General features: G+C 61.1%; 28 protein-coding genes. 7 read left to right on the forward strand and 21 right to left on the reverse strand.

Annotation, left to right across the window (positions count from 1 at the left end; translation table 11 throughout):
* Positions 1-2: 2 nt before the first annotated feature.
* Complete coding sequence (locus GTP46_RS21075) at positions 3-548, reverse strand: FKBP-type peptidyl-prolyl cis-trans isomerase (RefSeq protein ID WP_161008587.1); 546 nt, start codon at positions 546-548, stop codon at positions 3-5.
* Positions 549-629: 81 nt separating this feature from the next.
* On the opposite strand from GTP46_RS21075, the gene GTP46_RS21080 reads away from it, so the two are divergent.
* From GTP46_RS21080 to GTP46_RS29925, 3 genes are all read left to right on the forward strand, one after another.
* Positions 630-1,751, forward strand: coding sequence for a cupin domain-containing protein (locus GTP46_RS21080; RefSeq protein WP_161008588.1), 1,122 nt, complete (start codon positions 630-632; stop codon positions 1,749-1,751).
* Positions 1,752-1,781: 30 nt separating this feature from the next.
* Positions 1,782-2,258, forward strand: coding sequence for a DUF7931 domain-containing protein (locus GTP46_RS21085; protein WP_161008589.1), 477 nt, complete (start codon positions 1,782-1,784; stop codon positions 2,256-2,258).
* 294 nt (positions 2,259-2,552) lie between these two features.
* Positions 2,553-2,789 carry a hypothetical protein gene (locus GTP46_RS29925; protein WP_161008590.1) on the forward strand — a complete coding sequence of 79 codons (237 nt, stop codon included), beginning with the start codon at positions 2,553-2,555 and terminating at the stop codon, positions 2,787-2,789.
* Between the two features lie 118 nt (positions 2,790-2,907).
* Here GTP46_RS29925 and bamC read toward each other — a convergent pair whose 3' ends face one another.
* The 10 genes from bamC to GTP46_RS21140 form a co-directional block, all read right to left on the reverse strand.
* A complete protein-coding gene (gene bamC, locus GTP46_RS21095) occupies positions 2,908-4,038 on the reverse strand; it encodes an NlpB/DapX family lipoprotein (RefSeq protein WP_161008706.1) in 1,131 nt (376 codons plus the stop codon).
* Between the two features lie 149 nt (positions 4,039-4,187).
* Positions 4,188-5,063, reverse strand: coding sequence for a 4-hydroxy-tetrahydrodipicolinate synthase (gene dapA / locus GTP46_RS21100; protein WP_161008591.1), 876 nt, complete (start codon positions 5,061-5,063; stop codon positions 4,188-4,190).
* An 84-nt stretch (positions 5,064-5,147) separates the two neighbouring features.
* Positions 5,148-5,696: a class I SAM-dependent methyltransferase gene (locus GTP46_RS21105; protein ID WP_161008592.1), complete on the reverse strand. Its 549-nt coding sequence runs from the start codon at positions 5,694-5,696 to the stop codon at positions 5,148-5,150.
* A 14-nt stretch (positions 5,697-5,710) separates the two neighbouring features.
* Positions 5,711-6,913 carry a tryptophan--tRNA ligase gene (locus GTP46_RS21110; protein WP_161008593.1) on the reverse strand — a complete coding sequence of 401 codons (1,203 nt, stop codon included), beginning with the start codon at positions 6,911-6,913 and terminating at the stop codon, positions 5,711-5,713.
* An 8-nt stretch (positions 6,914-6,921) separates the two neighbouring features.
* Positions 6,922-7,596: a site-2 protease family protein gene (locus GTP46_RS21115; protein WP_161008594.1), complete on the reverse strand. Its 675-nt coding sequence runs from the start codon at positions 7,594-7,596 to the stop codon at positions 6,922-6,924.
* Between the two features lie 22 nt (positions 7,597-7,618).
* Positions 7,619-8,242, reverse strand: a complete 624-nt coding sequence (locus GTP46_RS21120) for an L-threonylcarbamoyladenylate synthase (protein ID WP_161008595.1) — start codon at positions 8,240-8,242, stop codon at positions 7,619-7,621.
* A 2-nt stretch (positions 8,243-8,244) separates the two neighbouring features.
* Positions 8,245-9,126, reverse strand: coding sequence for a protease HtpX (gene htpX, locus GTP46_RS21125; RefSeq protein ID WP_161008596.1), 882 nt, complete (start codon positions 9,124-9,126; stop codon positions 8,245-8,247).
* Positions 9,127-9,239: 113 nt separating this feature from the next.
* Positions 9,240-10,079 carry a 3',5'-nucleoside bisphosphate phosphatase gene (locus GTP46_RS21130; protein ID WP_161008597.1) on the reverse strand — a complete coding sequence of 280 codons (840 nt, stop codon included), beginning with the start codon at positions 10,077-10,079 and terminating at the stop codon, positions 9,240-9,242.
* The gene (locus tag GTP46_RS21135; RefSeq protein WP_161008598.1) at positions 10,076-11,101 is read right to left on the reverse strand and encodes a threonine ammonia-lyase; all 1,026 of its coding nucleotides are present in this window, start codon (positions 11,099-11,101) and stop codon (positions 10,076-10,078) included. The genes GTP46_RS21130 and GTP46_RS21135 overlap by 4 nt, the downstream gene beginning before the upstream one ends.
* Positions 11,102-11,313: 212 nt before the next feature.
* Positions 11,314-12,201: an alpha/beta fold hydrolase gene (locus GTP46_RS21140; RefSeq protein WP_161008599.1), complete on the reverse strand. Its 888-nt coding sequence runs from the start codon at positions 12,199-12,201 to the stop codon at positions 11,314-11,316.
* A gap of 145 nt (positions 12,202-12,346) precedes the next feature.
* Here GTP46_RS21140 and GTP46_RS21145 point away from each other — a divergent pair, with 145 nt between their 5' ends.
* Entirely contained in the window at positions 12,347-12,871 is a 525-nt protein-coding gene (locus tag GTP46_RS21145; protein ID WP_161008600.1) for a gamma carbonic anhydrase family protein, read from the forward strand.
* A gap of 5 nt (positions 12,872-12,876) precedes the next feature.
* Positions 12,877-13,833 carry an Hsp33 family molecular chaperone HslO gene (gene hslO / locus GTP46_RS21150; protein ID WP_161008601.1) on the forward strand — a complete coding sequence of 319 codons (957 nt, stop codon included), beginning with the start codon at positions 12,877-12,879 and terminating at the stop codon, positions 13,831-13,833.
* 12 nt (positions 13,834-13,845) lie between these two features.
* On the opposite strand, the gene GTP46_RS21155 is transcribed toward hslO, so the two are convergent.
* Together GTP46_RS21155 and GTP46_RS21160 are read right to left on the reverse strand one after the other, a co-directional pair.
* A complete protein-coding gene (locus GTP46_RS21155) occupies positions 13,846-14,805 on the reverse strand; it encodes a bile acid:sodium symporter family protein (protein ID WP_161008602.1) in 960 nt (319 codons plus the stop codon).
* Positions 14,805-15,116, reverse strand: coding sequence for a hypothetical protein (locus GTP46_RS21160; protein ID WP_161008603.1), 312 nt, complete (start codon positions 15,114-15,116; stop codon positions 14,805-14,807). Before GTP46_RS21160 ends, GTP46_RS21155 begins: the two co-directional genes overlap by 1 nt.
* 114 nt (positions 15,117-15,230) lie before the next feature.
* Here GTP46_RS21160 and GTP46_RS21165 point away from each other — a divergent pair, with 114 nt between their 5' ends.
* On the forward strand, positions 15,231-17,597 hold the full coding sequence (locus tag GTP46_RS21165) for a TonB-dependent receptor (RefSeq protein WP_161008604.1): 2,367 nt from the start codon (positions 15,231-15,233) through the stop codon (positions 17,595-17,597).
* Complete coding sequence (locus tag GTP46_RS21170; protein ID WP_161008605.1) at positions 17,597-18,802, forward strand: glycerophosphodiester phosphodiesterase; 1,206 nt, start codon at positions 17,597-17,599, stop codon at positions 18,800-18,802. The genes GTP46_RS21165 and GTP46_RS21170 overlap by 1 nt, the downstream gene beginning before the upstream one ends.
* A 108-nt stretch (positions 18,803-18,910) precedes the next feature.
* Here the strand turns inward: GTP46_RS21170 and GTP46_RS21175 are convergent, their stop codons facing one another.
* The 8 genes from GTP46_RS21175 to GTP46_RS21210 all read right to left on the reverse strand — a co-directional run bounded on the left by GTP46_RS21175 (position 18,911) and on the right by GTP46_RS21210 (position 26,470).
* Complete coding sequence (locus GTP46_RS21175; RefSeq protein WP_161008606.1) at positions 18,911-20,092, reverse strand: hemin-degrading factor; 1,182 nt, start codon at positions 20,090-20,092, stop codon at positions 18,911-18,913.
* Positions 20,093-20,103: 11 nt separating this feature from the next.
* On the reverse strand, positions 20,104-22,410 hold the full coding sequence (locus GTP46_RS21180) for a TonB-dependent receptor domain-containing protein (RefSeq protein ID WP_161008607.1): 2,307 nt from the start codon (positions 22,408-22,410) through the stop codon (positions 20,104-20,106).
* A 123-nt stretch (positions 22,411-22,533) separates the two neighbouring features.
* On the reverse strand, positions 22,534-23,064 hold the full coding sequence (locus GTP46_RS21185; protein WP_161008608.1) for a gamma carbonic anhydrase family protein: 531 nt from the start codon (positions 23,062-23,064) through the stop codon (positions 22,534-22,536).
* 10 nt (positions 23,065-23,074) lie between these two features.
* A complete protein-coding gene (locus tag GTP46_RS21190; protein ID WP_161008609.1) occupies positions 23,075-23,860 on the reverse strand; it encodes a transporter substrate-binding domain-containing protein in 786 nt (261 codons plus the stop codon).
* Positions 23,861-23,912: 52 nt separating this feature from the next.
* Complete coding sequence (locus GTP46_RS21195; protein ID WP_161008610.1) at positions 23,913-24,545, reverse strand: glutathione S-transferase; 633 nt, start codon at positions 24,543-24,545, stop codon at positions 23,913-23,915.
* Positions 24,546-24,561: 16 nt separating this feature from the next.
* Positions 24,562-25,398 carry a DUF1444 domain-containing protein gene (locus GTP46_RS21200; RefSeq protein WP_161008611.1) on the reverse strand — a complete coding sequence of 279 codons (837 nt, stop codon included), beginning with the start codon at positions 25,396-25,398 and terminating at the stop codon, positions 24,562-24,564.
* Positions 25,395-26,093 carry an aspartate/glutamate racemase family protein gene (locus tag GTP46_RS21205; protein WP_161008612.1) on the reverse strand — a complete coding sequence of 233 codons (699 nt, stop codon included), beginning with the start codon at positions 26,091-26,093 and terminating at the stop codon, positions 25,395-25,397. The genes GTP46_RS21200 and GTP46_RS21205 overlap by 4 nt, the downstream gene beginning before the upstream one ends.
* Positions 26,090-26,470, reverse strand: a complete 381-nt coding sequence (locus GTP46_RS21210; protein WP_161008613.1) for a VOC family protein — start codon at positions 26,468-26,470, stop codon at positions 26,090-26,092. The genes GTP46_RS21205 and GTP46_RS21210 overlap by 4 nt, the downstream gene beginning before the upstream one ends.
* Between the last annotated feature and the right edge of the window lie 23 nt (positions 26,471-26,493).

Here is a 26,493-nt window from a genome sequence, read left to right on the forward strand (position 1 = left end):
ACTTAGTGAATCGGGTGGATGGCGACGTGATCGCCGTCTTCACCTTCGTCATCTTCGTCATCGTGGTGATGGCCGTGGGCGCCGTGCACGTGGCCGTGGGCGATTTCTTCGTCGCTCGCTTCACGCACATCCACTACTTCCAGCGAGAAGCGCAGGGCCATGCCGGCCAGTGGGTGGTTACCATCCAAAACAACTTTGTCGTCAGCGATGTCGGTCACGGTGAAGATCATGGCCTCTTCTTCGCCAGCGTCGCCGTCCGGCATGCCTTCGAACTGCATGCCTACTTCCAGCGGTTCCGGCAGGCGCTTGCGCTCTTCTACCTTCACCAGCGAAGCGTCGTAATCGCCGAACGCATCTTCCGGTTCGATCTGGAGGATCGACGAGTAGCCCACCTCTTTGCCATCCAGTTCTTCTTCGATTTTTGGCAGGGTGTTCTCGTAGCCACCGTGCAGGTAGACCATAGGTTGACGGCCGTCTTCGATCAGATTGTCCTGTGCATCGGACAGTTTGTAATTCACAGTCACGACCGTGTTCTTGGCAATCTTCATGTTGTGCATCCTTTCATAATTAACCCCGGATTATACCTTGGATCGCGGACAGGCCTTGCGGCGGACTGGTTATAATGGCGTATGAAAAAATTACCTCTCCTCGGCGATATCACGCCTGCGCAGTTCATGCGCGACTACTGGCATAAAAAGCCGCTCCTGATCCGCAACGCCATCCCAGGCTTCAAGCCGCTGCTGACCGTGGACGCGCTGGCCAAGCTGGCCGCCACCAACCATACCGAGTCGCGCCTGGTCACCGGTTTTGACGGCGAATGGTCGCTGCAACAAGGCCCACTGGAAAGCCTGCCGGCACGCGACAAGAAGGAATGGACCCTGCTGGTACAAGGCGTGAATCTGTTCGACGCCAAGGCCGACGCGCTGCTGCGCCAGTTCCGCTTCATCCCCGATGCCCGCCTCGACGACCTGATGGTCAGCTTTGCCACCGATGGCGGCGGCGTCGGTCCGCACTTCGATTCCTACGACGTATTCCTGCTGCAGGCGCAAGGCCAGCGCCGCTGGAAAATCAGCGCGCAGAAAGACCTGTCGCTGGTGGAAGGCCTGCCGCTGAAGATTTTGGCCAACTTCCAGGCCGAAGAAGAATTCGTGCTCAATCCCGGCGACATGCTGTACCTGCCGCCGCACTACGCGCATGACGGCATGGCCATCGGCGATTGCCAGACTTATTCGATCGGTTTCCGCTCGCCTTCTTACCAGGAGCTGGGCGAGAACTTCCTGCAGTTCATGGCCGATTCCATCGACCTGCCGGGCCGCTACGCCGATCCTGAGCTGGAGCCGACCAGCAAGCCGGCCGAGATTCCACGCCAGATGCTGACCGCGCTGACCGAGGAATTGAACAAGGTCCGCTTCACCGAAGAAGACATCACCATCTTCTTCGGCGAGTACATGTCCGAGCCTAAGCACAATGTGTTCTTCACCGGCCCGGCCAAGCCGCTCACCGTCGGCAAGTTCGGCGATGCGGTGATGAAGAAAGGCCTGTCGCTATCGGCCAAGACGCAGATGCTATACCGTGGCAAGAACGTCTTCATCAACGGCGAATCCTTTGGTGTCAACAAGGCCGACAAGGCTACGCTGGAGCTGCTGGCCAACAACCGCCGCCTCGAAGGCGACGAGTTCGCCAGCGCCTCGGACGACGTGCTGGAAGCGCTATACACCTGGTACCAGGACGGCTGGGTCGAGCTCGGCTGATTTTTTGAGATAAATGAGTCCGGAGGCAATATGGACAAACTGGTTATTCCCTTCACCACGCGGGCGGAATTTCAGCAGCACCTGGCCAGTTGCCTCTCGCGCGCCGAGCACACGCTGCAGATGTTCGATCCCGATTACACCATCTGGGAACTGGGCAGCAGCGCCACCGACGCCCAGCTGCGGCGCTTCCTGCAAGGCGGTGGCCGCCTGCAGCTGGTGGCGCATGATGGCCGCCACGTCGAGCGCGACGCGCCGCGCTTCCTGCGCCTGCTGAAAGACTACAGCCACCTGGTCGAAGTTCGCCGCACCAATGCGCAATTGCGCCAGCTGACCGACTCCTTCTGCATCGCCGACCAGCGCGATATCGTGCGCCGTTTTCATGCCGATCATTTCCGTGGCGAAGCTGTTTTTAACGGCCCGGCCGAGCTGCAAACCAGTTTGGAACGTTTCCTTACAATTTGGATAGAATCTGGAGCCGGATTGTATGCAAACTCAACTGGAATCTGAGCCGGTTTTGGGTAAAATGCTGAGGTTCGATGCGATCACTGGTAATTAGCGGGAACATAGCGTAAGTCGAGACGTAAACGAAATGTTGCGACATCGCAAAATACTTGTACGTTAGGCTTGTTGAACTATTGCGATGCACTAAAAATCGCTATAATATTCGGCTAGGAAGTTTCCGTTGTCTAGTAGGCACCTTTTCAGGTACGAAAGCCTTCGAGGACGACCTAATGAGCGATAATTACCGGTAATTATTAATCGCAACAATGTGTTTAATTTTGAATTAACTAAGGAAAACCCATGAAAAAATCCCTGCTGATCGCCTCCCTGCTGGCTGTTGCTCTGGCTGCTTGCTCGAAAAAAGAAGAAGCTCCTGCTGCTCCAGCTCCAGTAGCTGCTCCAGAAGCCGCTGCTCCAGCTGCTGCTCCAGCACCAGCTCCAGCTGCTGACGCTGCTGCTCCAGCCGCTGCTGCTCCAGCAGCTTCGGACGCTGCTGCTCCAGCACCAGCTGCTTCGGCTCCTGCTGCTTCGAAGTAATATCAGCTTGAGAAAAAAACCGGCTTCGGCCGGTTTTTTTTCGTCCCGAGATTTGTACCACTTTGTAACGAGATTATTTCGGGACATAAAAAAAGCCGGCTTATGCCGGCTTTTTAATTTACTTTAACTGCTCATGCAGCAAGGTAATGATTTTATCGCCTACGGCACCGGTTTCAGGCTGACCAGCATTGCTCTGGACTTTCACCACACTGGTATTGCCTTCGCTGGCTTTTACCGAAATACGATAACGCTGCGCCTCTTTTTCCTCTTCCGACGACGAGCCCCAGCTAAACAGCTTGCTGAAGAAGCCTTTGGTTTCGGTCGCATCGTTGATATAACGCACGAAGTAAATACCTTGGGTACGGTCACGGTCTTCCACGGTGAAGCCAGCGCGGTCCAGCGCCAAGCCTACACGGCGCCAGGCGCGGTCGAAGCCCTCGTCCACCTGCACGGCGCGGTCGGCGCCAGCACCCACCAGCGAAGCGTGCTGAGGCTGCACAATTGCGCCTTCCACAGCGGTCTTGGCTTGCGCCAGCTGCTCGGTGCCATTGCCCAGCTTGTTCAGCAGGCGCGCCAGGAATTCTGCTTCCAGGCCTGGGTCGTTAGGACGGGCAGCCCATTTGGTGCTTTCCTTCTCGGCGCCAACCGAGACTTCCTGCACGCCACGATGGCTGATGTAAATCTCGCTCGAACCGTCCGCACGGCGCTCGATGCGGGTGCGGAACTTGTCGCGCTCGCCGCTCGAATACACCGAATCAAACACTTTACCGATGGTGTTGCGGATGAAATCCTGCGGAATCTTGGCGCGGTTTTCATTCCATTCGGTTTCCATGATGCCGGCGGCTGGCAGTTCCTGCGCCAGCGTGAAGCCCGAATCTTCCCAGAACTGCTTCAGCTGCGGCCACAGTTGCTCTGGCGTTTGCTTGATCACCAGCCAGCGCTGGTTGCCGTCGCGCTCGACCTTGATATCGCTCAGCGTGGTTTGCGCCACGGTGCCGGCAGTCGGCTGGCCCGGGATTACCACTGTGTTGGTGGTCAGGGCGCCCGACTGCACTGCTTTGGAGGCGTTGTAGCCGGAAGCGGTGGCCACGCCGTTGTTCGAGTCCGGCAGCGAGTAGCGGTTATCCTTCTGCAATTGCGTCAGGTCCGGCGGCACGTCCAGCGTGCTGGCCTTCTTGGCCGACTTGTAATCGACTTTGTCGTTACCAACAACCGAGCTGATCATGCCGCAGCCGCTCAGGCTGGTCACGGTGGCCACGATGGCGCCAACTGCCAGCGCGCGCTGCGAGGAAATAAAAGCTGTCTTGCGAATAGTCATGTCGTTACTGTTTAAGAAGCTAAAGTGCAGCAAAATATGATCCGACGCGAGTCGGGACGTGTGCTCGTTGCTACGGGTTTTTACAGGACGCCGGATTCTTGCAATGCCGAGCGGACGGCTGCATGGCAATCGTCCGCCAGCGGCACCAGCGGCAGGCGGATGCCGGCTGGCATCTTGCCCATTTCCGCCAGAGCCCACTTGACTGGCACCGGATTCGGTTCAATGAACAGCTTCTGGTGCAACGGGAAGACTTTATTGTTCAGCGCCAGCGCGGTGGCAATATCGCCGGCAATCGCGGCGCGGCACATATCGGCCATGGCACGCGGCGCCACGTTGGCGGTGACCGAGATGTTGCCGGCGCCGCCGGCCAGCATCAGGGCCATGGCGGTCGGATCATCACCCGAGTACACGGCGAACGATTTTGGCGCCAGGCGCAGCAGGTCGTAGCCGCGGGCGATGTTGCCGGTTGCGTCTTTCACACCGATGATGTTCGGGATTTCCGCCAGGCGCAGGATGGTGTCGTTGCTCATGTCGGCCACGGTACGGCCCGGCACGTTATACAGGATCACCGGCAGGTCCACCGCTTCGGCGATGGCCTTGAAGTGCTGGTACATGCCTTCCTGGGTAGGACGGTTGTAGTACGGCACCACTTGCAGGGTGGCGTCCGCACCGGCTTCCTTGGCGTAGTGGGTCAGCTTGATCGCTTCTGCGGTCGAGTTGGCGCCAGCGCCAGCGATGATAGGGATGCGGCCCTTGGCGTGCGCAACGGTCGCCTTGATCAGCGCACAGTGCTCTTCCACGCTCACGGTGGCCGATTCACCGGTGGTGCCGGCGATGACGATGCTGTCCGTACCTTCGGCGATGTGCCAGTCGATCAGCTGATTCAAACCCTCAAAGTCCAGACTGCCGTCTGCGTGCATCGGGGTGACGATTGCTACGATGCTGCCCTTAATCATAGGAAACCACTGCGTAAAGTATTAAAAAGGTGATTGTAGTCGATAGGTTGCGCCCGTGGTGCATCCGGGGGCAGAAATCGACGCTCAAAATGGCGGTAATAGAGCCGCCTCTCGGGGAAAATCAGGCTTCACGGCGCAGAGTCGTTGCACCATGGCAGCTTTTGGGGCGGTAATCACGCCGTCTTCAAAGGCTACCACGCGCAAACCGTGGGCACGCGCCAGTTCCAGCAGTTCGCCCGGCTGCAGTAAAAATGCCGGGTTGGACGGCTTGCCGAACTGCGCATTGCCATCAGCGAAAGTCTCATAAATCAGCACGCCATTTGGCGCCAGGCTGTCCAGCATCTCGGCAATTAGAGGGCGATGCAGATAGTTTGTCACCACGATACCGGCGAATCGCTGCGGACCAAACGGCCAGGCCACGCCCTCTTCTTCCAGATCGATGGCGCTGGTGGTAATGCCTGGACCGCAGGTCGCTGCCAGCGCCGCAGGATCACGATCCACCGCCACCACTTCATGGCCCAGCGCCGCCATGTGGCGCGAGTGGCGGCCGCTGCCGCAGGCCAGGTCCAGCACCGCGCCACCGGGTACCAGCGGTGCATAACGCTGCACCCAAGGGGAAATTTGATCGCTCATAGTTTTACCCCGATTTACGTGTAAGCCAGGCCCATCGCCTCGCGCACGTCGCGCATGGTTTCCAGCGCCAGTTTACGGGCCGCGTCGTTGCCGTCGGCAACGATGGCGCGCACCAGCGACGGATCGTCCAGATACGGCTGGGCGCGCTCGTGCATCGGCTCCTGTTCTTTGATGATGGCGTCGATGACGGGCTGTTTGCATTCAATGCAGCCAATGCCGGCCGATTTACAGCCTTTCACCACCCATTCTTGGGTCGGCTGGTCGGAATATACCTGGTGGAATTGCCAGACCGGGCAGCGGGCTGGGTCGCCAACGTCGGTGCGGCGCACGCGCGCCGGGTCGGTCGGCATGGTCTTGATTTTCTTGCTGACCGAGTCCTTGTCCTCGCGCAGGGCAATGGCGTTGCCGTAGCTCTTGGACATCTTGCGACCGTCCAGACCCGGCAGGCGCGAGGCTTCGGTCAGGCGCGCTTGCGGCTCAACCAGGATCAGCTTGCGGCTGCCTTCGAGGTATCCGAACAGGCGCTCGCGGTCGCCCATCGACAAGCTCTGGGCGTCGTCCAGCATGGCCTTGGCTTGCTCCAGCGCTTCGTCCTTGCCGTCTTGCTGGTACTCGGTACGCAGTTCGTTGTAGAGCTTGGCGCGCTTGCTGCCGAGCTTTTTCACAGCTTCCTGCGCCTTCTCTTCGAAACCTTTTTCTTTGCCGTACAAGTGGTTAAAACGGCGCGCAATTTCGCGCATCATTTCGATGTGTGGCACTTGGTCTTCGCCGACCGGCACCTGGCTGGCGCGATAGATCAGCACGTCTGCAGCTTGCAGCAGTGGATAGCCGAGGAAGCCGTAGGTTGCGAGGTCTTTATTGGCCAGGTTCTCGATCTGGTCCTTGTAGGTCGGCACGCGTTCGAGCCAGCCCAGCGGCGTGGCCATCGACAGTAGCAGGTGCAGCTCAGCATGCTCGGGCACGCGCGACTGGATGAAGATGGTCGATTGTGACGGGTCGATGCCGGCGGCCAGCCAGTCGACCACCATGTCCCAGGTGCTGCGCTCGATGACGGTGGGGTCATCGTAGTGCGTGGTCAGCGCGTGCCAATCGGCCACGAAGAACAGACACGGCAGCTCGGTCTGCATCTTGATCCAGTTTTTCAGCGCGCCGTGGTAATGGCCCAAATGCATGGTGCCTGTGGGACGCATGCCGGATACTACGCGATCGGGATACATAGTCGGCCTCAGCTAAACAGTGCTCGTAGCGGATACGACAAGTCGTACCAGATGCCCTGCAGCAGGTGCATGCCGGCGACCAGCGGGCCGTTCAGCACGCCGATCTGCAGCAGCACGACCAGGCCGAGAAACACGAACATGCCATAACGTTCGATACGCGCATACGGGCGTGCCAGCGACATCGGCAGCAGACCTGTGACGATACGGCCGCCATCCAGCGGCGGCAGCGGAATCAGGTTGAACACGCACATGGCGGAATTCACGCCGATACCAGCCTTGGTCATGTTGACGAAAAAGTCATCGCCCGGCAGAACGAACACGTGCGTGCACACCACCCACAACAGCATCCAGCCCATGCCCATGGCAAAATTGGCAGCCGGGCCGGCAGCGGCCACAAAGGCCATATGCTTTTTCGGATTGCGCAGGTTACCAAAGTCTACCGGGACCGGCTTGGCAAAGCCCAGCGGCGGCAGCTTGATCAGCGCCAGGAACAGCGGCAGCAAGATGGTTCCAAACAGGTCAATATGCTTGAGCGGGTTGGCGGTGAGGCGGCCGAGATCGGCGGCGGTGGAGTCGCCGAAGTAGCGGGCGACATATCCGTGTGCAGCTTCATGCAGGGAAATTGCAAAAAGCACAGGGATGGCGTAGACCGTTGCGGTCTGAACAATACTATCAATATCCATAGGGCGGGATTTTACCAGAGGGTCAGAGTCCGAACGCGGTGGCGTCGCCGCGGCCTTGGCGGACCAGCTCGGCATCAGGGCCGGTCAGGTCGATCACCGTGGTCGGCTCCATGCTACAGGCGCCGCCGTCGATGATCAGCTCCAGCTGCTTGCCGAGGCGCGCGCAAATCTCGTCGGCGTCATTCAGCGGATCGATTTCATCCGGCATGATCAGCGTGGTGCCCAGCAGCGGCTGGTCCAGTTCGGACAGCAAGGCGTTGATGATGGCGTCTTCCGGCACCCGCAGCCCGATCGTCTTGCGCGATGGATGGGACAGCCGGCGCGGCACGCACTTGGTCGCTTCGAGAATAAAAGTAAACGGCCCCGGCGTGGCCGCCTTCAGCAGGCGGAACTGGCGGTTGTCCACGCGGGCATACACGCCCAGTTCGCTCAAATCGCGGCACAGCAGGGTCAGGTGGTGTTTCTCGTCGATGCCGCGTAGGCGGCGCAGGCGCTCGACCGCGCCCTTGTCGTCCAGATGGCATACCAGCGCATAGCAGGAATCGGTCGGCACGGCGACGATGCCGCCGCCGTGGATGATCTGCGCTGCCTGCTTGATCAGGCGCGCCTGCGGATTGACCGGATGGATCTGGAAGAATTGGCTCATGCCTAAGATTGTACGCTACGCAAGGCAGCGATACGCTCCTCGAATGGCGGGTGGGTCGAGAACAGCGCGCCCCAGCCGCCACGGCCGGCGCTGATGCCCGACGCTGCAAACGACTGCGGCAGTGCGCCCGGCTCTACGCCATTCAGGCGTGCCAGTGCGTGCTGCATCGGCACGGTGCTGCCCAGCAGCTTGGCCGAACCGGCGTCGGCACGGAATTCGCGCTGGCGCGAGAACCAGGCCACGATCAGCGAAGCCAGCAGGCCGAACACGATCTCGCACACGAACACGGTAATCATGTAGCCAATACCGGGACCGCGACGCTCTTCATTCTTGTTGAGCATGCTGTCGACGAAGAAGCCGACGATACGCGCCAGGAACACCACGAAGGTATTGGTCACGCCCTGGATCAGGGTCATGGTTACCATATCGCCATTGGCAATGTGGGCGACTTCGTGGCCGAGCACAGCTTCCACCTCGTCGCGGTTCATGCTTTGCAGCAGGCCGGTGGAGACGGCGACCAGCGCCGAGTTCTTGAACGCGCCGGTGGCAAATGCATTTGGCTCGCCCTCGTACACCGCCACTTGCGGCATGCCGATGCCGGCGCGCTCGGACAGCGCCTTGACGGTATTCACCAGCCACAGTTCGGTGGAGTTGGATGGGTTGTCGATCACGCGCGCGCCGGTCGACCACTTGGCCATCGGCTTGGAAATCAACAGCGAGAAGATGGCGCCGGTAAAACCGACCACTAGCGAAAATGCCAGCAGGCTGCCCAGCTGCAGCGTACTACCCGAGCCCGGACGGCCGATGCCCAGCAGCGACAGGACGATGGATAGCACCAGCATCACTGCGAGGTTGGTGGCGATGAACAAGACAATGCGTTTCATAAGGGTCTCCGGTACGGACAATTTGCCGAAATCATAAGATAAGACCGGACTTACGCAAAATCAAGATACAGCTACTTACATGCGGCCGGTAATCGGCGGGCAAAATTACCGGATCAGAACCAGTCGTGCCAGACCGGCGTGACGTTGGCAGGCAGCGGCGGCAGCGCGGCAAAATCAACGCGCGACTCGCCCGGCGCATGGAAATCGGTGCCACGCGACGCGAGGAAGCCGTAATGATTTGCCAACTGCGCATATTCAGGATATTGATCGGGCGTGTGGCTACCGGTGACCACCTCGATGGCGGTGCCGCCCAGCTGCTTGAATTCGCTGAACAGCTCGCCCTGCGCCAGCTGCGTGAAGCGGTAGCGGCCCGGGTGCGCGATCACGGCGATACCGCCAGCACCGCGTATCCATTGCACCGACTGCTCCAGCGAAGCCCAGCAATGCGGCACGTAGCCCGGCTTACCTTCGGACAGATACTTCTTGAACACCTCGGCCGTGCTAGCGCAGGCGCCAATCTCAACCAGGAAGCGCGCAAAATGGGTGCGCGACATCAGGTCTGGATTGCCGACGTATTTCAAAGCGCCTTCGTAAGCGCCTTCAATGCCGACCAGCGCCAGCTGGTTGGCGATCTCGCGGCCACGGTTGTCGCGGCCGGAGCGGGTGCAGGCCAGGCCGTCAACCAGCGCCTGGTTGTTCTCGTCAATCTGCAGGCCGACGATGTGGACAGTTTCCTTGGCCCAGGTGATGGAAATCTCGACGCCGGTAACGAAGCGCATGCCCTGCGCCTCGGCAGCAGCACGCGCGGCAGGAATGCCGCGCACTTCATCGTGGTCGGTAAGCGCCCAGACGTCGACGCCGGCCTTGCAGGCAGTTTCCGCCACGGCAGCAGGAGCAAGAACGCCATCAGAGACGTTGGAGTGACAATGCAGATCAACTTTCATAACTGTCATTGTACGCTGCCTTGCCCCATCTCATGCAAGGCCCCGTCGCGCACGCGTGCCCCGCGTGCCAGCAGCTCTGCAAAACGGACGGGATCGATGTTGGAGCCGCACACCAGCAAGGCCACGCGCTTGCCTTCGAGCCGCTCGCGCAGCGGTCCCATCAGGCCCGCCGTGGCGACGGCGGCGGCTGGTTCGGCCACCAGTTTGGCGTCGCGGAACAGGTGCAGCATGGCGAGGCAGATTTCGTCATCCGTCACGCGCACCACCTCGCTGACGAAGCGGCGGCAGACGTTGAAGCTGTAATCCATCGCATACGGCGCGCCGAGACTGTCGGCCACCGTGTCGATGCGTTCCAGCTTGGCGGGCGCGCCGGCCTGCATGCTGCGGTACAGCGCATCAGCGCCGAACGGCTCCACGCCATACACCTCGCAACGCGGATTGATCTGGCGCACGGCGGCGCTGATGCCGGCCAACAGGCCACCGCCGCCCACTGGCACCACCACCGCATCCAACCCCGGTACTTGCTGCATCAGTTCCAGCCCGACCGTGCCGGTACCTTGCGCCGTCAGCGGGCCATCGTAGGGATGCAGCATGGTGCGGCCCTCCTCCCGCACCAGCTGGTCGCCACGAGCGAAGGCCGTGTGCATGTCGGCCATTAGCACCACCTCAGCGCCGTGTTCGCGGCAAGCGGCAACGCGCGCCGGATTCGCATGCTGCGGCATCACTACCTTGGCGCTGCAACCAGCCAGCCGCGCCGTGTACGCCACCGCGATGGCGTGATTACCAGCACTAACCGCCACCACGCCACACTCGCGCGCCGCCGCATCCATCGCCGCGATGTTGTTGAGCGCGCCGCGCAGCTTGAAGGTGCCGGTCTTCTGGAACAGCTCCAGCTTGAGCCAGACTTCGGTAGTGGGGAATTGTTCTTCAATGATGCCGGTCTGCCAGCGCCACACGGGCGTGTGCAGGACCTTGCCGCTCAAACGTTCAGCGGTGGCGTGGATGTCGGACAGCGATGGGTAAGGCGTCATGAGAGGCTCCAAACGGATTATTCAAAGGGGACTACGCGTGTCTCCGGGACGCCAAGCACCGGCAAACCGCCGCAGCTCAGCGACCCTGAATAATTCGAATAATGTTGGAGCGTGCGCCACCAGCAGCAGCGTGGCTGCTTTGCTTGTCGGTGGCGTGAATGGAATTCATGCGTTTAATCATGCCGAAAAAGCAAACGCATGGCAAGCGATACTTAACGGGCGAGGAATTCCTCGATCATCTGCGCCAGTTCGGCCGGCTGGTCGTGGTGCAGCATGTGCCCGGCGTCGTGCACCATTTTCTTGGTGACGTCGCGCAGGTGGTCGAGGCGGCGTTCAAGCTCGACGCGGCCTGCAGGCTTGGCGCCCATCCAGTCCCACATATTGGTCTGATCGGCTTCCACCCACAGCACGGGCGCGGTGATCGCGCTCCAGCAAGCCATCACGTCGTCGACATGGTACGGCAGCGGGCCGGCTTGCTTGTGCACCGGGTCGCCGAGGATTTCCCATTCACCCGCATCGTTCTGCGCCGACCAGTGCTGCGCCAGGAAGGCGGCTTTGTCGTCGCTCAGGCGTGGATTGGTTTTTTGCAGGCGCGCGGCAACGGCGGCTTGATTTGGATAGCCGCGCATCTCGTGCTTTTCCAGCACGCTGTCCATCCACTTGGCGTAGCGGCCCGGCGCCTGCTCCGGCTTGGACGAGCGCAGGCCTGCGCCTTCCAGATTGATCAGCTTGCGAATCCGCTCCGGACGCGCGCCCGCATACAGGCCAACGATGTTGCCGCCCATGCTGTGGCCCAGCAGATCCACCGCCTGATCCGGCGAGTAATGGCGCAGGATGGCGTCGAGGTCGGCCAGATAATCAGGGAACCAGTAAGTATCGAGGCCGTTGCGCTGCGACAGGCCGAAGCCGCGCCAGTCCGGCGCGATCACGTGGTAGTCGCCCTTGAGCTCATCCACCACGAACTGAAACGACGCGCCCACATCCATCCAGCCATGCATCATGAACAGCTTGGGCGCACCCTCCTCGCCCCAGTGGCGCACGTGGCAGCGCAGGCCGCGAATGGTCAGGAATTCGGAACGGGAAGGTTTATGCGTGCTCATATCTGTCCTTGAAAATCCGGTGCCAGCGCCCATATCGGAACCTTGCTGGCGGCAAAGCAAAATAATAGCACGACCGTTCGATAGCTGCTGAAACACAAAGCCAGCGTAAAATAGCGCCATCCCACCGTACACAAGCAGGTTTCCAATGTCTATTTACCAACTAGGCGATCACACGCCCGAGATCGCTGCATCGTCATTTGTTGCCGATAATGCCACCGTAATTGGCAAGGTCAGCCTGCACGAGCACAGCTCGGTGTGGTTCGGCGCCACGCTGCGCGGCGATAACGAGCGTATCACCATCGGCGAAAATAGCAATGTGCAGGAAGGCACGGTCATGCACACGGACATGGGCTACCCGCTTACCGTGGGCCGCAATGTGACCATCGGCCACCAAGCCATGCTGCACGGCTGCAGCATAGGCGACGGTTCGCTGGTCGGCATCCAGGCCGTGATTTTAAACGGCGCCAGGATCGGCAATGGCTGCCTGGTCGGCGCCGGCGCGCTGGTCACGGAAGGCAAGGAATTCCCCGACCACTCGCTAATCATCGGCACCCCGGCCAAAGCCGTGCGCCAGCTGACGGCGGAAGAAGTCGCCGCCCTGCAAGGCAGCGCCGACAACTACGTCAAACGCGGTCAACTGTTCAAGACGCAACTCAACAAGATCGGATAACAAGTATGAGCACCACCACCACTGGCCAGGACACCCTGCAAAAATTCATCTTCGATAACGCTGCAGTGCGCGGCGAGCTGATCGACATTTCGGCGACGTGGCGCGAAGTGCTGTCCCGTCACAGCTACCCGGCGCCGGTCAAGAAAGTGTTGGGCCAGATGACGGCTGCGGCAGCGCTGCTGTCGGCCAATTTGAAATTCAACGGCTCCATCATCATGCAGATCCACGGCGATGGTCCGGTGAGTCTGCTGGTAGTCGAGTGCGACGCCGAGCTGCGCCTGCGCGCCACCGCCAAGCTGGCGCCGGACGCAGTAGTGGCCGACGACGCCACGCTGGCCTCGCTGCTGAACGCCAACGGCAAGGGCCGCTTCGTGATCACACTCGATCCACTGGACAAAGTGCCAGGCCAGCAGCCATACCAAGGCATCGTGCCGCTGGACGGTAATGATGTGGCAACCGTCATTGAAAACTACATGCTGCGTTCGGAACAGCTGGACACCAAGCTGTGGCTGGCGGCGGACGACAACATCTCGCGCGGCCTGCTGCTGCAAAAGCTGCCTTACCACGGCGGCAAGGCAGAAGCCACGCCGCTGAACGAAGAAGAGGCATTGGAAACCTGGAACCGCGCCGTGATCCTCGGCTCGACCCTGAAAGAAGAAGAACTGCTGAGCACCGGCATCGACGTGCTGATCCAACGCCTGTTCTGGGAAGAGACCATCCGCGTGTTCGATCCGCTGCATCCGCAATTCCACTGCAGCTGCACGCGCGAGAAAGTCGGCAATATGCTGAAGATGCTGGGCCGTGAAGAAGTGGAAAGCGTGATTGCCGAGCGCGGCCAGGTAGCAGTCAATTGCGACTTCTGCGGCCTGCACTACGAGTACGACAAAGTCGACTGCGCCCAACTGTTCACCAGCGACGCACCGGTCGAAACCTTGATCCCAGCCGGCGAAGCCAAACACTAAAAAATCCGGAGTTTATTCTTTCGCGTAACGCTGCGCCAGCACGGCGCAGACCATCAGCTGCAGCTGGTGGAACAGCATCAGCGGCAGCACCACGGCGCCCAACGCGCCGCCTGCGAACAGGACCTTGGCCATCGGCACGCCGCTGGCCAGGCTCTTCTTGGAACCGCAAAACACAATCGCAATCCGGTCCTCGCGGTTGAAACCGAGACGTCGCGCAGCCTGCGCGCTGATCCCCATCACCAGCCCCAGCAGCAGCACGTTAATCAGCATCAGCCCGGCCAGCGTGCCCCACGATACCTGATGCCACAAGCCCTGCCCCACCGCCTCGCTAAACGCGGTGTACACCACCAGTAAAATCGAGCCTTGATCGACCATGCGCGTCAGCGGCTTATGCTTCTCCACCCACGCGCCAATCCAGCGCCGCGCCACTTGTCCAGCAATGAACGGCAACAGCAACTGCAAGGCGATCTGCAAAGCCGACTCCATCGGCGAACCGCCCTGCATCTGCGCCGACGTCAGCAAACCCACCAGCACCGGCGTAATGAAAATGCCGAACAGGTTGGAGGCCGATGCACTGCAAATCGCCGCCGGCACATTGCCGCGCGCGGCCGCCGTGAAGGCGATTGACGATTGCACGGTGGATGGCAGCATGCACAGGAACAGGATACCGAGATACAGGTCCGGCGTCACCAGCGGCGTCAGCACCGGCTTCAGCAGCAAGCCCAGCAGCGGGAACAAGGCAAAGGTACACAGCAGCACCAGCAAGTGCAAACGCCAGTGCGTCACACCAGCAATCACCGCCTCGCGCGACAGCTTGGCGCCGTGCAGGAAGAACAGCAGCGATACGGCCACGTGGGTGATGTCATTGAAAATCACAGCGCCCTGGCCGTGACATGGGAACAAACTGGCCGCGACCACAGTCGCGATCATCGCCAGCGTAAAGTTATCTGGCAAAAAGCGGGGACGATTCATTATTGAGGACACTTCACTTCCAGCACATCAATTGCTCCCAGGGTTTTGACATTGGTGGCGCTGCGCACGAGATCGACGCGCTCGACACAGTTCTTTTGGACCAAGCGCTGGTATGCGCGGGTACAGGCAATCACCGCCTCGCTGCCGCTACCCACATTGCAGTAAAAGCCTTCGGCCTGCATGCGCACCAGCGCCTGCTCCATCGGCATGCCGGGCTGCACCGTCTGGTTGACGAAATGACCCAGCCTGGACTGGTCGATCGAGCAAGCCGCCAGCACCAATGGCAAGGCCGTCAAGAAAATTCTCCGCATCGTGCGCTCTCCTTATTTCCAGACAGCAGTGTAACGCATGTGCGCAGGTCATGATCCGGTCACACTCGCCACATATGATGCCCAGCGTTATTCATCCACCAATCTGGACAAGACATGAACAAGAAACTCTTCGCGGCGCTGAGCCTCCCTATGCTGGCAATCGCCGCCAACGTTTCCGCCGCTGTGGCCGACATGGCTAACGTGGCCGATGCGCCGGAAATTGAAGCCGCTGCTGCCGCACCGATCGCCACCGTAGAAGTAGCCACCCGCAAAACCCGCTCCTCCGTCGAGCTGGGCAAGAACGAGATGCAGAAAATCCTGCCGGGCGTGAATCCGTTGAAAGCGCTGCAAACCTTGCCGGGCGTGAGCTTCCAGACCGCCGACCCGTGGGGCAATAACGAGCAAAACCTGTCGCTGTTCATTCACGGCTTCAGCGGCCAGCAACTGGGCTACACCATGGACGGCGTGCCGCTGGGCGACCAGCAATACGGTAACTACAACGGTCTGTCGCCACAGCGCGCCATCACCAGCGAGAACGTCGGCCGCGTGATCCTGTCGTCGGGCGCCGGCGACCTGGCTACCGCCTCGACCAGCAACCTGGGCGGCACCATCGAAACCTTCTCCAGTAATCCGCTGCCGAACCGTAACGTCGCCGTGCAGCAAACCGTGGGCAGCTACAGCACCTCGCGCACCTACGCCCGCTTCGACACCGGCAACTTCGGCGACGGCAACAGCGCCTACATCTCGGCTGTGCACCACGAGCAAAAAGCCTGGGACTTCCAGGGCCGCCAGGGCGGCGACCAGGTCAATGCCAAGTTCATCAACAACAGCAACCTTGGCAAGCTGACCCTGTACTTCGCCTACTCGGACAAGATCGAACCGAACGAAGACAGCACCGTGCACTCGGCCACCGAGAAGTACCAGCCGTACACCCGTCCGTTCATGTACCCGAACTTCCAGCAAGCGCTGGCCTACCTGTCGGCCACCGGCGGCACGCCTGCAGCGGACGGCAACAACTACCGCAACTACTACAGCGATGCGCAGCGTACCGATTACCTGACCTACGCCAAGTTCGACACCAACCTGAGCGACACCACCTCGTGGTCGAACCAGATCTACTACCATAACGATGATGGCGTCGGCGTAGTGGCTGGCCCGATCGGCGTGGCGGGCTTGCCTGCACTGTTCTCGGTCTACTTCCCGGGCCAGAACCTGAAACAGGTGTTCGGCAACTCGGGCTTCGCCACCCGTACCACCGAATACGCGATCAACCGCAACGGCTGGCTGTCGACCCTGAACACCGAAATCGGCGACCACAAGATCCAGACCGGCTTCTGGCTTGAGCACAACCGCTCGTCGGCCTACCGCCGCTGGTACGCGCTGGATGTGAACAATCCAAGCTCGCCATATGACCGTCCAAGCAATCCGCTGATCACCCAGTACGGCAGCGAGATCGACAACAAAGTCGCCCAGCTGCACCTGCAGGATGAATGGCGCGTGTCGCCAGTGGTGGCGCTGCAAGCTGGCTTCAAGTCGAGCCTGCAATTTGCCGATGGCCAGTTCCCGGTACAGCCGAAGAACGGCGCGATTGCCAACTCGACCGCGCTGCCAGTGGGCGAAATCATCACCAAGAAATGGTTCCTGCCGCAGATCGGCGGCCGCTGGGATATCACCGCGCAAGACCAGGCTTTCTTCAACGTGCAGAAAAACATGCGCCAGTTCGTCACCTACGGCGGCGGCGGTGTGTCGCCGTGGAGCTTGTCGAGCCAGGGCGCGTTCGACCTGTTCAAGTCGACTGCCAAGCCTGAAACCTCGATCACCTACGAAGCCGGCCTGCGCACCAGCCACCAGGTCGACATGGGCGGCGTGACGGCGTTTGACGGCCAGGTCAACGTCTACCACGTCGACTTCAAGGACCGCCTGCTGCAGATCAGCCCGACCTCGGTGATCACCTCCATCATTGGCGGCAACCTGGCGGTACTGACCAACGTGGGTAGCGTCAAGACCAACGGCATCGACTTCTCCGGCACCCTGCACTTTGGCCGCAACTTCTCGCTGTACAACGCGCTGTCGTACAACCAGTCCAAGTACGACGACAACTACGTCAGCGGCACCACTACTGTGCAAACCGCAGGCAAAAAAGTACCGGGCAGCCCGGAGTGGATGGATAAATTCGTCGCCAGCCTGACCGTGGCCGACACCGAAATCCAGCTGAGCGGCGACTACGTCGGCAAGCGCTACGCCACCTACACCAACGACCTGTTCGTGAAGAGCTACTTCCTGACCAACCTCGGCGTCTCGGGCAAGCTGCCATTCCTGAACGGCGGCTGGGTCAAGAACGCGCGCTACCGTCTGAACGTGACCAACCTGACCAACAAGTCGGGCGACCTGAACGTGGTAGTCGGCGCGGCCAGCGGCACGTACAATACCTTCCCGATCGCACCACGTCAGGGCTTCCTGACTTTGATGGCGGACTTCTAATGAACGCACTTTATTTGCCTAAGCGACTCTCGCGTCGCGGCTTCATCCAGACTGCGGCTGTGGCCGGCGGCGCACTGCTGCTGCCAAGCGCCGTGCTGGCCAAGGGCGTCACCGCACTGACGGCCGGCACGGCTGCCGCAGCCGGTAATGTGGATATGTCCGGCCTGCCGGGCATCGCTCCGGTCGGCGCCGGCGGCAAGACGCCGCTGATCTTCGGCCACCGTGGCGCCAGCGCGCTGCGTCCGGAGCACACACTGGCTTCGTATGCCAAAGCGATTGCCGATGGTGCGGATTACGTCGAACCGGATCTGGTCAGCACCAAGGACGGCGTACTGGTCGCGCGCCATGAAGCGTTTTTGAGCGAGACCACCGACGTCGCCAGCCATCCCGAGTTCGCCAGCCGCAAGACCCGCAAAACCATCGACGGCGAAACGCACGAGGGCTGGTTTGTGGACGACTTCACGCTGGCCGAGCTGAAAACACTGCGCGCAGTGGAACGCATCCCGCAATTCCGTCCGGGCAGCGCCGAGTACAACGGCATGTTCCAGGTGCTGACGTTTGAAGAAATCATCGACTTCGTGGCGGCCGAATCGGCGGCGCGCGGGCGCATCGTCGGCATCGTGCCGGAGCTGAAGCACTCGACGTATTTCGCCAGCGTCGGCCTGCCGCTGGAAGACCGCTTCCTGTCGATCTTGAGCGCGCACGATTACACCCGCCGCAACCCGGTGGAAATCCAGTCGTTTGAAATCGCCAACCTGAAATACCTGCGAGGCAAGCTGGGCCGCCGTGCCAACCTGCGCCTGATGCAATTGGTGATCACCGAAAACGTGCGTCCGATGGACGTAGTAGCCGCAGGTGGCACACTGACCTTCGCCCAAATGCTGACGCCAGCCGGCCTGCGCGACATCGCCCAATACGCCGACGTGGTCGCCCCACCAACGCGCGCCGTCATCCCGTTGAAGAAAGACGGCTCGTTGGCCGAACCAAGCTCGCTGGTAGAAGACGCCCACAAAGCCGGCCTGCGTGTGGAACCGTGGACCTTCCGTCCCGAAAACAAATTCCTCGCCACCGACTTCCGCAGCAACGCCGGCGACTTCGCCCGCCACGAAGCGGGCTCTATCGCCGAAATGAAGCGCTACATCGCCGCCGGCATCGACGGCTTCTTCACCGACGACCCAGCCCTAGGCCGCGCCGCCCTCGCCTAAAACCCGGGGTCAGCTCTGTCATTTGGACATTGCGGAACTTTTGAAAAATCTTTAGTTCCACTTTGTCCATTTGACAGAGCTGACCCCAAATTGCTTGGCGCAAATTGCTTAGCGGCTGGCCTGGCTTGCGGTACCGAGTTTTGGTAGTGTGGCGGTCAGGTCGATCCAGGCTTGCGGCACTGGGTTTTCGCGGCTGCGCACGCCGAAGAAGCTTACGACTTCGCGGCCTTCTTTGTCGTAGAACTCGACGTTCACTACACCGGCACGCTTGACGATGTAGCCGCTCACCAGCGCACTATCGCGCAGGTGCAGGTTGAACTCGGGATCCAGCACGTTAAAGTAGCCGCCCGCTTCCTGCACTTTGTTGATCTTGCCACTGTAGATCTGGATGGCCGAGTCATTGCCCAGGAAGGCCATGATCTCTACCTGCTGCTTGGCCGCCTGCTCCAGCAGTTGGCGTACGGCTTGCGGTGCGATGCGCTGCACTTTGTCCACCGGACCAAGACGCAGACCCTGCTCGCGCGTCACACCGAACTCGCCCAGCAGGCGGTTGAACTGGTGCACGTCGTTGATTTCACTCCAGGCCAGCTGGAATTCTTTCACGTCCACCGCGCTATCCGGTTTCTCGGCTTTTTTCACCGGCGCTGCCGCCACGTTCAGCTCGGCGCTTTGCGACGGGTTGCGGAAGTCGGCCACGATTTTGTCGAACACGGCCACGCCGGCATCGCTCTTCACGTAGATTTTATGCGCAGCATTGCCGTTGGCGTCGAAGAACTGCAGGCTGCGCGATACCACGCCATCCTTGCCCGGCTGCGCCACGGCAAACGCGTACTTCCAGTTTTTAAACGTGAAACGCAGGTCGATCTCACCGCCCAGGTAACCGCCGGCGATGTTGCGCATGCGGGCTTCGCGCTCTTTCTCTTTGTCGGCGTCGAGGCCGGTCACTTCTTCCTGCGGCTTCAGGCGCGTCGCCACGCCGGTGCGTTCGAGGATGGCGTTCTCGTTACGCGTCATGGCCATGACTTTGCCGAGGTCCAGCGCGCGGCGCATGATTTCACGCGGCACGTTTTCACCTTCCTGCAAACGGGTCACGGTCTTACCGATGCCGTTGGCAGCCAGCAGTTCCGCTTCCGATACGTTCAGCTTGGCGGCAGCGTCGCGCAGCGGCAGCTTCGGCTGTTCGGCGCGCAGCGCTTCGTAGCGTTCGGTTAGACTGGCTGCGCCTGCCGGCAACGACGAGATCAGCAAGGCGCCGGTCAGCGCCAGGGCAAATCGATGGTGGGGTTTCATAGTCTGGTTCCTTAGTAGATCACTTTGAGATTGAAGGCATAGTTGCGGCCCGGACGCGCCTGGCGTTCGATGTCGGCCAGGGTCGCCGCCGTGGTCGCGGCTGGCAGGCTGCGCGACGAGGCGTAGTCCCAGTACTTCCTGTCGCCCAGGTTGTACACGCCGCCGCTCAGCACGACGTGCTTGTTGATGTGCCAGTAGGCGGTCAGGTCGAACACGCTGTAGCCCGGCACGTCGAACATGGTGGTGGTGCTGCCAGTCAGCACGTCGCCGACGGCGCGCTTGCCGCGCACGGTGCTGGCGGTGAAGGCGGCGCCGGCAACATCGCTGTCGTACGCAAAAGTGGCGTTGCCCTTGTACGGCTGTACCGATGCCAGGTCGGCCGATTTGCCGGTGGCGGTGTTTTCCGACGTGCCTTTCGATGCGCCCGCCGCCAGGTTGACGCTGTAGCCTTTCATGCTTTGCAGCCACTGGCCCAGCGTGAAGTGCGCGTTGAATTCGGTGCCGTAGATCTTGGCCTTGCCGATGTTTTCAGGACGGTACAGGCCGAAAGTGATGGTCGGGTAGTTGACCGGATCAGCCGGCTGCGTGGCGTACTCGATGAAGTTGCTGTACTGAGTGTTGAACACCGAGGCGCTGAATTCCACGCCCGGCGTCGGCGTGCCTTTCAGGCCCAGCTCAAATGCGTTGCTGCTTTCTTTTTTCAAGTCCGGATTGCCCAGCACAGCGTAGCCATTGCCGGCGCCGGTGTAGCTGAAGGAATCGTAGGTGCCGGTGCGCTCGGCTGCCGTCGGCAGGCGGGTGCCACGCGAGTACTGGGCGTAGGCGTTGAAGTTCTGCACCAGTTCCACCGACAGGTTCAGCGATGGCGTGAACCAGGAATCGGTTTCTTCTTTGATTTCCTTGGCGGCGTTCGGCACGGCGACAGCGTACTTGGCCAGATTCTGTGGCGTCAGCTTGCGCGTTTCGCCGCGCAAGCCCGGCGTCAGCGTGGCTTGATGGCCGGCCAGCGTGAAGCCGAATTCGCCGCGCACGTAGGCAGCGAATTTGTCGGTGTCCATGTCGGCCATGCGGTACTTGGTGGTGTACTGGTGCGCGCCAGTGGCGACCACCAGGCGGTCTTCGGTCCACGGACGGCGGCTTTCCAGCTGCTCGTACAGCAAGCCGTAGCTCAGCAGGTTGCCGACGCCGATTTGCTTGGCCGCGTCCAGCGACAGGCCTTTGCTGTCGTTGTAGTAGCCGGTGTTGATGTCGCGGACGTACTTCTGGCCGCCCGACAGGTAATCGGCGTGGGTCAAGTCGACCACTTCGGCTTTTTGCGAGTAGAGCTTGGTGTCCAGCGTATCGAACAGGGCGAAGCCGCTTGGGCTCCACTGATGGTCGATGCTGAAACGGGTGCGCTTGGTGTTGGAGTCTTGCAGCACGCCGGTCGGGTACAGGGTACTGGTCTTGTTGACGTAGCTGAGGTCGTGCTCGGACTTGAAGCTGTCGATGGCAAAGTTCAGTTTCTGGCCGCGTGCAATGGTCCAGTTCAGCTTGGCCAGAACGGCGTCCGAATTCCAATTATCCGGGTTCAGCGGTGCGGCGCTCTTGCTGTCCGCTTGCTCGCCGGTGCGGTGCACGGCGACAATCAGGGCTTTCAGGCTTGGATTGATTTCGGTGGCAGCGGTGACCGCGTGCAGGCGGCTGGCGCGGTCCGAGCTGTAGCCAAATTTGTAGTCAGCGTAGACTTTGCGCGTGCCATCCAGATAGTCTTCCGGTGCCTTGGTCAGGAACGAGACCGAGCCGCCGAGGCCCGGCGTACCGGCGCCGCTCGGGCTGGAGCCGGACCCGATGCGGACGTCGCGGAAGGTCTCAGGATCGAAGTAGTCGCGGCCGATGCCGAAGCCGTTCAAGGTGGTGCCGTCCGGTTTCGGTGCGGCGTCGGGCAGTGAGATGCCGTCCAGGTCGAGGCTGACGCGATTACCTTCCACGCCGCGGATGTTGATGCCGGTATTGCCCGGGCTATCCCACACGCTGCCGCCACCGCTGGCCGCCGCCGGCACGCTGATCAGCGGCGAGTAGCGGGCGATATTGCCCAGGTCAACGGCGTTGTTCTGCTCCAGCTGGCGCGAGCTGATGACGGTGGTGCTGCCGTTACGGGCGGAGCTGGCGTCGTCGCGCTTGGCCTGGACCAGGATTTCCGACAATTCGGCGGCTGGTTTGGCATCCTGCGCGAATGCAGGCAAAGCAACCGCGCCCAGCATCACCAGCAGGGCGGATTGGACGTGAAGAGACAGCGGCGCGGCCTTGTGCCGGGCGCCCGTAAGGGTAGCGACCATAGATATCCAAGAGAGAGTAGTGTTGAACGGCTGGCTCTCGGATGTCCGACGATCGCTGGCAAAAACGCATCTTAACAATAATGATTCTCATTTACAAGCAGTAATGAGAACAAGATTGCAATGTCACCCAGCGAGGTAGTTGTTTTTGACGCGGACGTAGTGCTCGGCGGAGTATTTGAGGTAGGCGATTTCTTCCGGCGTCAGCGCCCTTACCTTGGCCGCCGGGCGGCCGACGTACAGGTGGCCGCTTTCCAGCACCTTGCCCGGCGAGACCAGGCTACCGGCGCCGACCATCACTTGGTCCTGCACCACCACGTCGTCCATGATGATGGCGCCCATGCCGATCAGCACCTCGTTGCCGATGGTGCAGCCATGCAGCATGGCCTGGTGGCCGATGGTGACGTAGTCGCCGATGATCAGCGGCGAGCCGTCCGGCTTGGCCGCGTTCTTGTGCGACACGTGGCCCATCGCAAAATCCTGCACGTTGGTGCAGTTGCCGATGACGATGCGGTTCACATCGCCGCGCAGCACAGTGTTGCACCAGATCGAGCAATCCTTGCCGACCGTGACGTCGCCGATCACGCTGGCAGTCGGGTGCATGTAGAGGCCCTCGCCCAGTTGCGGCGAGGTGTTCAGGTAAGAAGAAACAGGCATGACGGATTCCTTATTTGCGGGAGTACTTCGCCATTATGCCGCTCAGTTCCGCCTGGTGCGTAGCCATCCACGTCCAGACCGCTTCGACCTGCTCTTTGTGCGCAGCGTAGTAGGCGGGATTGGTGGCTAGCCAGATGTTGCTGCTGAACAGAGGCACGCGCAGGCGCACGACCTCGTTACCGTAGCGCTCGGCGATGGACTGGTCCATATCGTTGAGCTGGCCGACGGTGAGCGCCACGCCATCCACGCGCTTGAGTTTGAGCTTGCCGATATTACGTTCGAGATCGCGGCCACCGTCGTCTACGCGGATGCCAGCTTCGCGTAGCGCGTCAGCATACGGTGCGCCGTACGGGATGCCCATCACTTTGCCCTGGAAATAGCGCGGCGTGATGGTATCGTTCGGCAGTTGGTCGGCAGCCCGCACCAGCACGATGATGCTGGTGTGTAGCGCGCGGCTGCGGTCCAGCGCGCCGTTGCGGTCGCGCGGCAGCACTACCTCGGGCGGCAAGTCGGGACGTTCTTCAATCGGCAGGTAGTCCACCTCGCCGGCCTGCAGCGCCACCTTCAGGCGCGTGGTCGGCATGCGCACGAACTGCACCGGGCAAGGGATGGTCGCGGCAGCGGTGACGCGCAAATAATCGACGCCGACACCGGCCGGGTCTGGCACTTCGGCGCCGCTGCCGAGCCAGTACGGCGGCCGATCCTGGTCAATGTAGCCGATGCGCACAGGCGGACAGCCGGCTTCAGCGCCGGCGGCCCAGTACAGCATCATGGCAAGTGGAATCTGGCGCAACATGAATGGCGGTGTCTACGACAAAACCGCCATTATAAGCTGTCTTCTTGATAATTCAGGCTTGGTACGTGCTGTCACCGTAGGGGGCAGCTATGAACTCTGGGAGCTGCTCGGCCTGTGCCGAATAAGCGGCCAGCGCCGGGTAGCTAGCGGCGGGCACCACGTCCGGCAGCATTTGCTGAATGAAGTGCCAGGTGATGGCCATCATCACGCCTGGCGGCGGGATGTCTGTGCTGGCGACAGGCAACGGCTGCTTCAGCTGCTCAGATTCCAGCACATCCAGCGCCGACAGCAGTTGTTGGCTGACGCGGTCCACCCACGGCTGGTGCAGCTTCTCTGCCGGACGCAAGCCGCGCTCGTAGACGATCTGCACCGCCTTGTCGCACGCCGCCAGCGCAAAGCCCAGCAGCGACTGCGAGCGCATCAGCTCGGTCGGCATCGACGGCGTGCGGCGCGCGGCTGGGCGGGCGATGGCTTCGGCGTATTGCAGGATCAGGGTCGAGTCCATCAGCACATTACCCTCTGCATCGACCAGCGTCGGCGCTTTCACCACCGGGTTCATCTGGCGGAACTGGTCGTAGGTGCTGAACACCGATAGCGACTGGTGCTCAAAGCGGATGCCCAGCAGCTGCAGCGACACCGCCACCCGGCGGACGTAAGGTGAATCCAGCATACCGATCAGTTTCATTTTCACTCCGAAGAAATTATGGGATCACCCAGCCTTCCGCAGTCCACTTGAATACGGCAAGCGACAATGGCGTTTGCGATTTGGCGGCCACGGTTTTCGCCAGCGCGCGCAAAGCGTCGACTGCCGTAGGCGAGGATTCCGAAACGTAGAGTATAACGTCCGGGGACGGCGCTGCGACCAACAACGTACCATTTTGCGCCGCCGCGAGGCTGGCCCATTCCGCTGTCAGCGCAAGCCGGCTGGCTTCGTAATAACTACCTTGCAGCGTGCCCACTTGTCCGCTTGCGACCGGCTTGGCCTTGGTGCTCAAGGGTTCCAGCGATGCTTGCAAATTCTTGGTAGCCAATGCCAGCAGCTCGTCGTTGGACAGGCTGAGCCGCGCGGCATCCTTGGCATTGAGGGGACGTGCGGCGCTTGGCGTATCGAACATCGCTATCGTCACCAGCCCCTGAGCCAGCGGACGTGTGGCCAGCGCCGGCGCATCGCGGCCCAGCGTCGCCTGCGCATTCTGGATGTAGGCGCTGCTGCGGACGGCCAGCAGCACTGCCTTGCCATCAATCGGCGCGTTACGCTCCTTGAGGAAGGCCGCGATATTCTTGCTGTACCCGGTCAGCGCACTGCGGCATTCCGCTACGTTCCTTTGGCAGAAAGCATAAGCGCGGTCCAGGTTGAGTTGCAGTTCGTCGATCCCAAGTGTCAGCGGCCCCTTCACTTTCACGGGCACGTCCGGCCCCACTTCAGTACGCATGGCTTGCGCGCCGAACTCGGTAAATCCCACAGGATCCATCGGCACGGTTTGGGCATGGACGGCAACGGAAAAACTGGCGACAAGCGCGCAAATGCGTCGTTTCATGATGAGGTAAGCGCCCACAAGGCAGCGCTATGTGCGTGGATGGAGGTGGTATCAAATAGCGGCACGCTGGCGTCCTGCTGCGCGACCAGCAGCGAGATTTCGGTACAGCCGAGGATGATGCCTTCGGCGCCCTGCTCCACCAGCGCGGCGATGACGCGGCGGTACTCGTCGCGCGAGCTGTCGACAATGCGCCCAAGGCACAGCTCTTCGTAGATGATGCGGTGGACGATGTCGCGGTCGGCCAGCGCGGGCACCACCACATCGAGGCCATGCAGCTCGCGCAGGCGGTCTTTGTAAAACGGCTGTTCCATCGTGAAGCGCGTGCCCAGCAGGCCAATCTTCTGCATGCCGGCTTGCTTGATGGCGCGCGCGGTCGGATCGGCAATGTGGAACAGCGGGATGCGCACGGCAGCTTCAATCGCCGGCGCTACCTTGTGCATGGTGTTCGTGCACAGCACGATGAATTCCGCACCAGCGGCCTGCAAGGCGCGCGCGGCATCGGCCATCATTACGCCAGCCGCGTCCCAGTCGCCTGCGTGCTGCAAGCGCTCGACTTCGTGGAAATCTACGCTGTACAGCACCAGCCGCGCGGAATGCAAGCCGCCCAGTTGCTGCTTGATGGTCTCATTGATCTGACGGTAATAAGGCACCGTCGATTCCCAGCTCATACCGCCTATCAGTCCTATTGTTTTCATCGTGCGTAGCTAACTGTAAGAATTTCCCATTGATGGCCATCCGGCTGGTTCCAGTAGACGATGCTGCCGTCGTTCCATTTGCCGACCGCGTTGTCGACCGGCCCAAACACAGAGCTACGATACGGGATGCCTTTGGCGGCGATGCGCTCGCGGATGGCGTCGAACTCCTGCTGGCTGACGCGGAAACAGTAGTGCGTCAGCGGGATCGGCGCGGGCCAGGTATCGAAGTCGATAGTCAATCCATCGTTGACGAACACCGGCGCGAACGGGCCGGTGCCGGTGGGCGACCAGCGTACGTCCAGCAATTCCGCCAGCAGCTTGGCCGACGCAATCTTGTCGTGTGCGGGGACGATCAGGTGGTCCAGTTCGATAGCCATAGCTGCCTCCTTGAAGCAGCCAT

The sequence above is a fragment of the Duganella flavida genome, assembly GCF_009857445.1.
In the GTDB taxonomy this organism is placed as follows: domain Bacteria; phylum Pseudomonadota; class Gammaproteobacteria; order Burkholderiales; family Burkholderiaceae_D; genus Rugamonas; species Rugamonas flavida.

Excerpts from the sequence above, each read along its gene's own strand:
- GTP46_RS21075 (WP_161008587.1), bottom strand. The coding sequence starts at position 548 with ATGAAGATTGCCAAGAACACGGTCGTGACTGTGAATTACAAACTGTCC.
- GTP46_RS21080 (WP_161008588.1), top strand. The coding sequence starts at position 630 with ATGAAAAAATTACCTCTCCTCGGCGATATCACGCCTGCGCAGTTCATG.
- GTP46_RS21085 (WP_161008589.1), top strand. The coding sequence starts at position 1,782 with ATGGACAAACTGGTTATTCCCTTCACCACGCGGGCGGAATTTCAGCAG.
- GTP46_RS29925 (WP_161008590.1), top strand. The coding sequence starts at position 2,553 with ATGAAAAAATCCCTGCTGATCGCCTCCCTGCTGGCTGTTGCTCTGGCT.
- dapA (WP_161008591.1), bottom strand. The coding sequence starts at position 5,063 with ATGATTAAGGGCAGCATCGTAGCAATCGTCACCCCGATGCACGCAGAC.
- GTP46_RS21105 (WP_161008592.1), bottom strand. The coding sequence starts at position 5,696 with ATGAGCGATCAAATTTCCCCTTGGGTGCAGCGTTATGCACCGCTGGTA.
- GTP46_RS21110 (WP_161008593.1), bottom strand. The coding sequence starts at position 6,913 with ATGTATCCCGATCGCGTAGTATCCGGCATGCGTCCCACAGGCACCATG.
- GTP46_RS21115 (WP_161008594.1), bottom strand. The coding sequence starts at position 7,596 with ATGGATATTGATAGTATTGTTCAGACCGCAACGGTCTACGCCATCCCT.
- GTP46_RS21120 (WP_161008595.1), bottom strand. The coding sequence starts at position 8,242 with ATGAGCCAATTCTTCCAGATCCATCCGGTCAATCCGCAGGCGCGCCTG.
- htpX (WP_161008596.1), bottom strand. The coding sequence starts at position 9,126 with ATGAAACGCATTGTCTTGTTCATCGCCACCAACCTCGCAGTGATGCTG.
- GTP46_RS21130 (WP_161008597.1), bottom strand. The coding sequence starts at position 10,079 with ATGACAGTTATGAAAGTTGATCTGCATTGTCACTCCAACGTCTCTGAT.
- GTP46_RS21135 (WP_161008598.1), bottom strand. The coding sequence starts at position 11,101 with ATGACGCCTTACCCATCGCTGTCCGACATCCACGCCACCGCTGAACGT.
- GTP46_RS21140 (WP_161008599.1), bottom strand. The coding sequence starts at position 12,201 with ATGAGCACGCATAAACCTTCCCGTTCCGAATTCCTGACCATTCGCGGC.
- GTP46_RS21145 (WP_161008600.1), top strand. The coding sequence starts at position 12,347 with ATGTCTATTTACCAACTAGGCGATCACACGCCCGAGATCGCTGCATCG.
- hslO (WP_161008601.1), top strand. The coding sequence starts at position 12,877 with ATGAGCACCACCACCACTGGCCAGGACACCCTGCAAAAATTCATCTTC.
- GTP46_RS21155 (WP_161008602.1), bottom strand. The coding sequence starts at position 14,805 with ATGAATCGTCCCCGCTTTTTGCCAGATAACTTTACGCTGGCGATGATC.
- GTP46_RS21160 (WP_161008603.1), bottom strand. The coding sequence starts at position 15,116 with ATGCGGAGAATTTTCTTGACGGCCTTGCCATTGGTGCTGGCGGCTTGC.
- GTP46_RS21165 (WP_161008604.1), top strand. The coding sequence starts at position 15,231 with ATGAACAAGAAACTCTTCGCGGCGCTGAGCCTCCCTATGCTGGCAATC.
- GTP46_RS21170 (WP_161008605.1), top strand. The coding sequence starts at position 17,597 with ATGAACGCACTTTATTTGCCTAAGCGACTCTCGCGTCGCGGCTTCATC.
- GTP46_RS21175 (WP_161008606.1), bottom strand. The coding sequence starts at position 20,092 with ATGAAACCCCACCATCGATTTGCCCTGGCGCTGACCGGCGCCTTGCTG.
- GTP46_RS21180 (WP_161008607.1), bottom strand. The coding sequence starts at position 22,410 with ATGGTCGCTACCCTTACGGGCGCCCGGCACAAGGCCGCGCCGCTGTCT.
- GTP46_RS21185 (WP_161008608.1), bottom strand. The coding sequence starts at position 23,064 with ATGCCTGTTTCTTCTTACCTGAACACCTCGCCGCAACTGGGCGAGGGC.
- GTP46_RS21190 (WP_161008609.1), bottom strand. The coding sequence starts at position 23,860 with ATGTTGCGCCAGATTCCACTTGCCATGATGCTGTACTGGGCCGCCGGC.
- GTP46_RS21195 (WP_161008610.1), bottom strand. The coding sequence starts at position 24,545 with ATGAAACTGATCGGTATGCTGGATTCACCTTACGTCCGCCGGGTGGCG.
- GTP46_RS21200 (WP_161008611.1), bottom strand. The coding sequence starts at position 25,398 with ATGAAACGACGCATTTGCGCGCTTGTCGCCAGTTTTTCCGTTGCCGTC.
- GTP46_RS21205 (WP_161008612.1), bottom strand. The coding sequence starts at position 26,093 with ATGAAAACAATAGGACTGATAGGCGGTATGAGCTGGGAATCGACGGTG.
- GTP46_RS21210 (WP_161008613.1), bottom strand. The coding sequence starts at position 26,470 with ATGGCTATCGAACTGGACCACCTGATCGTCCCCGCACACGACAAGATT.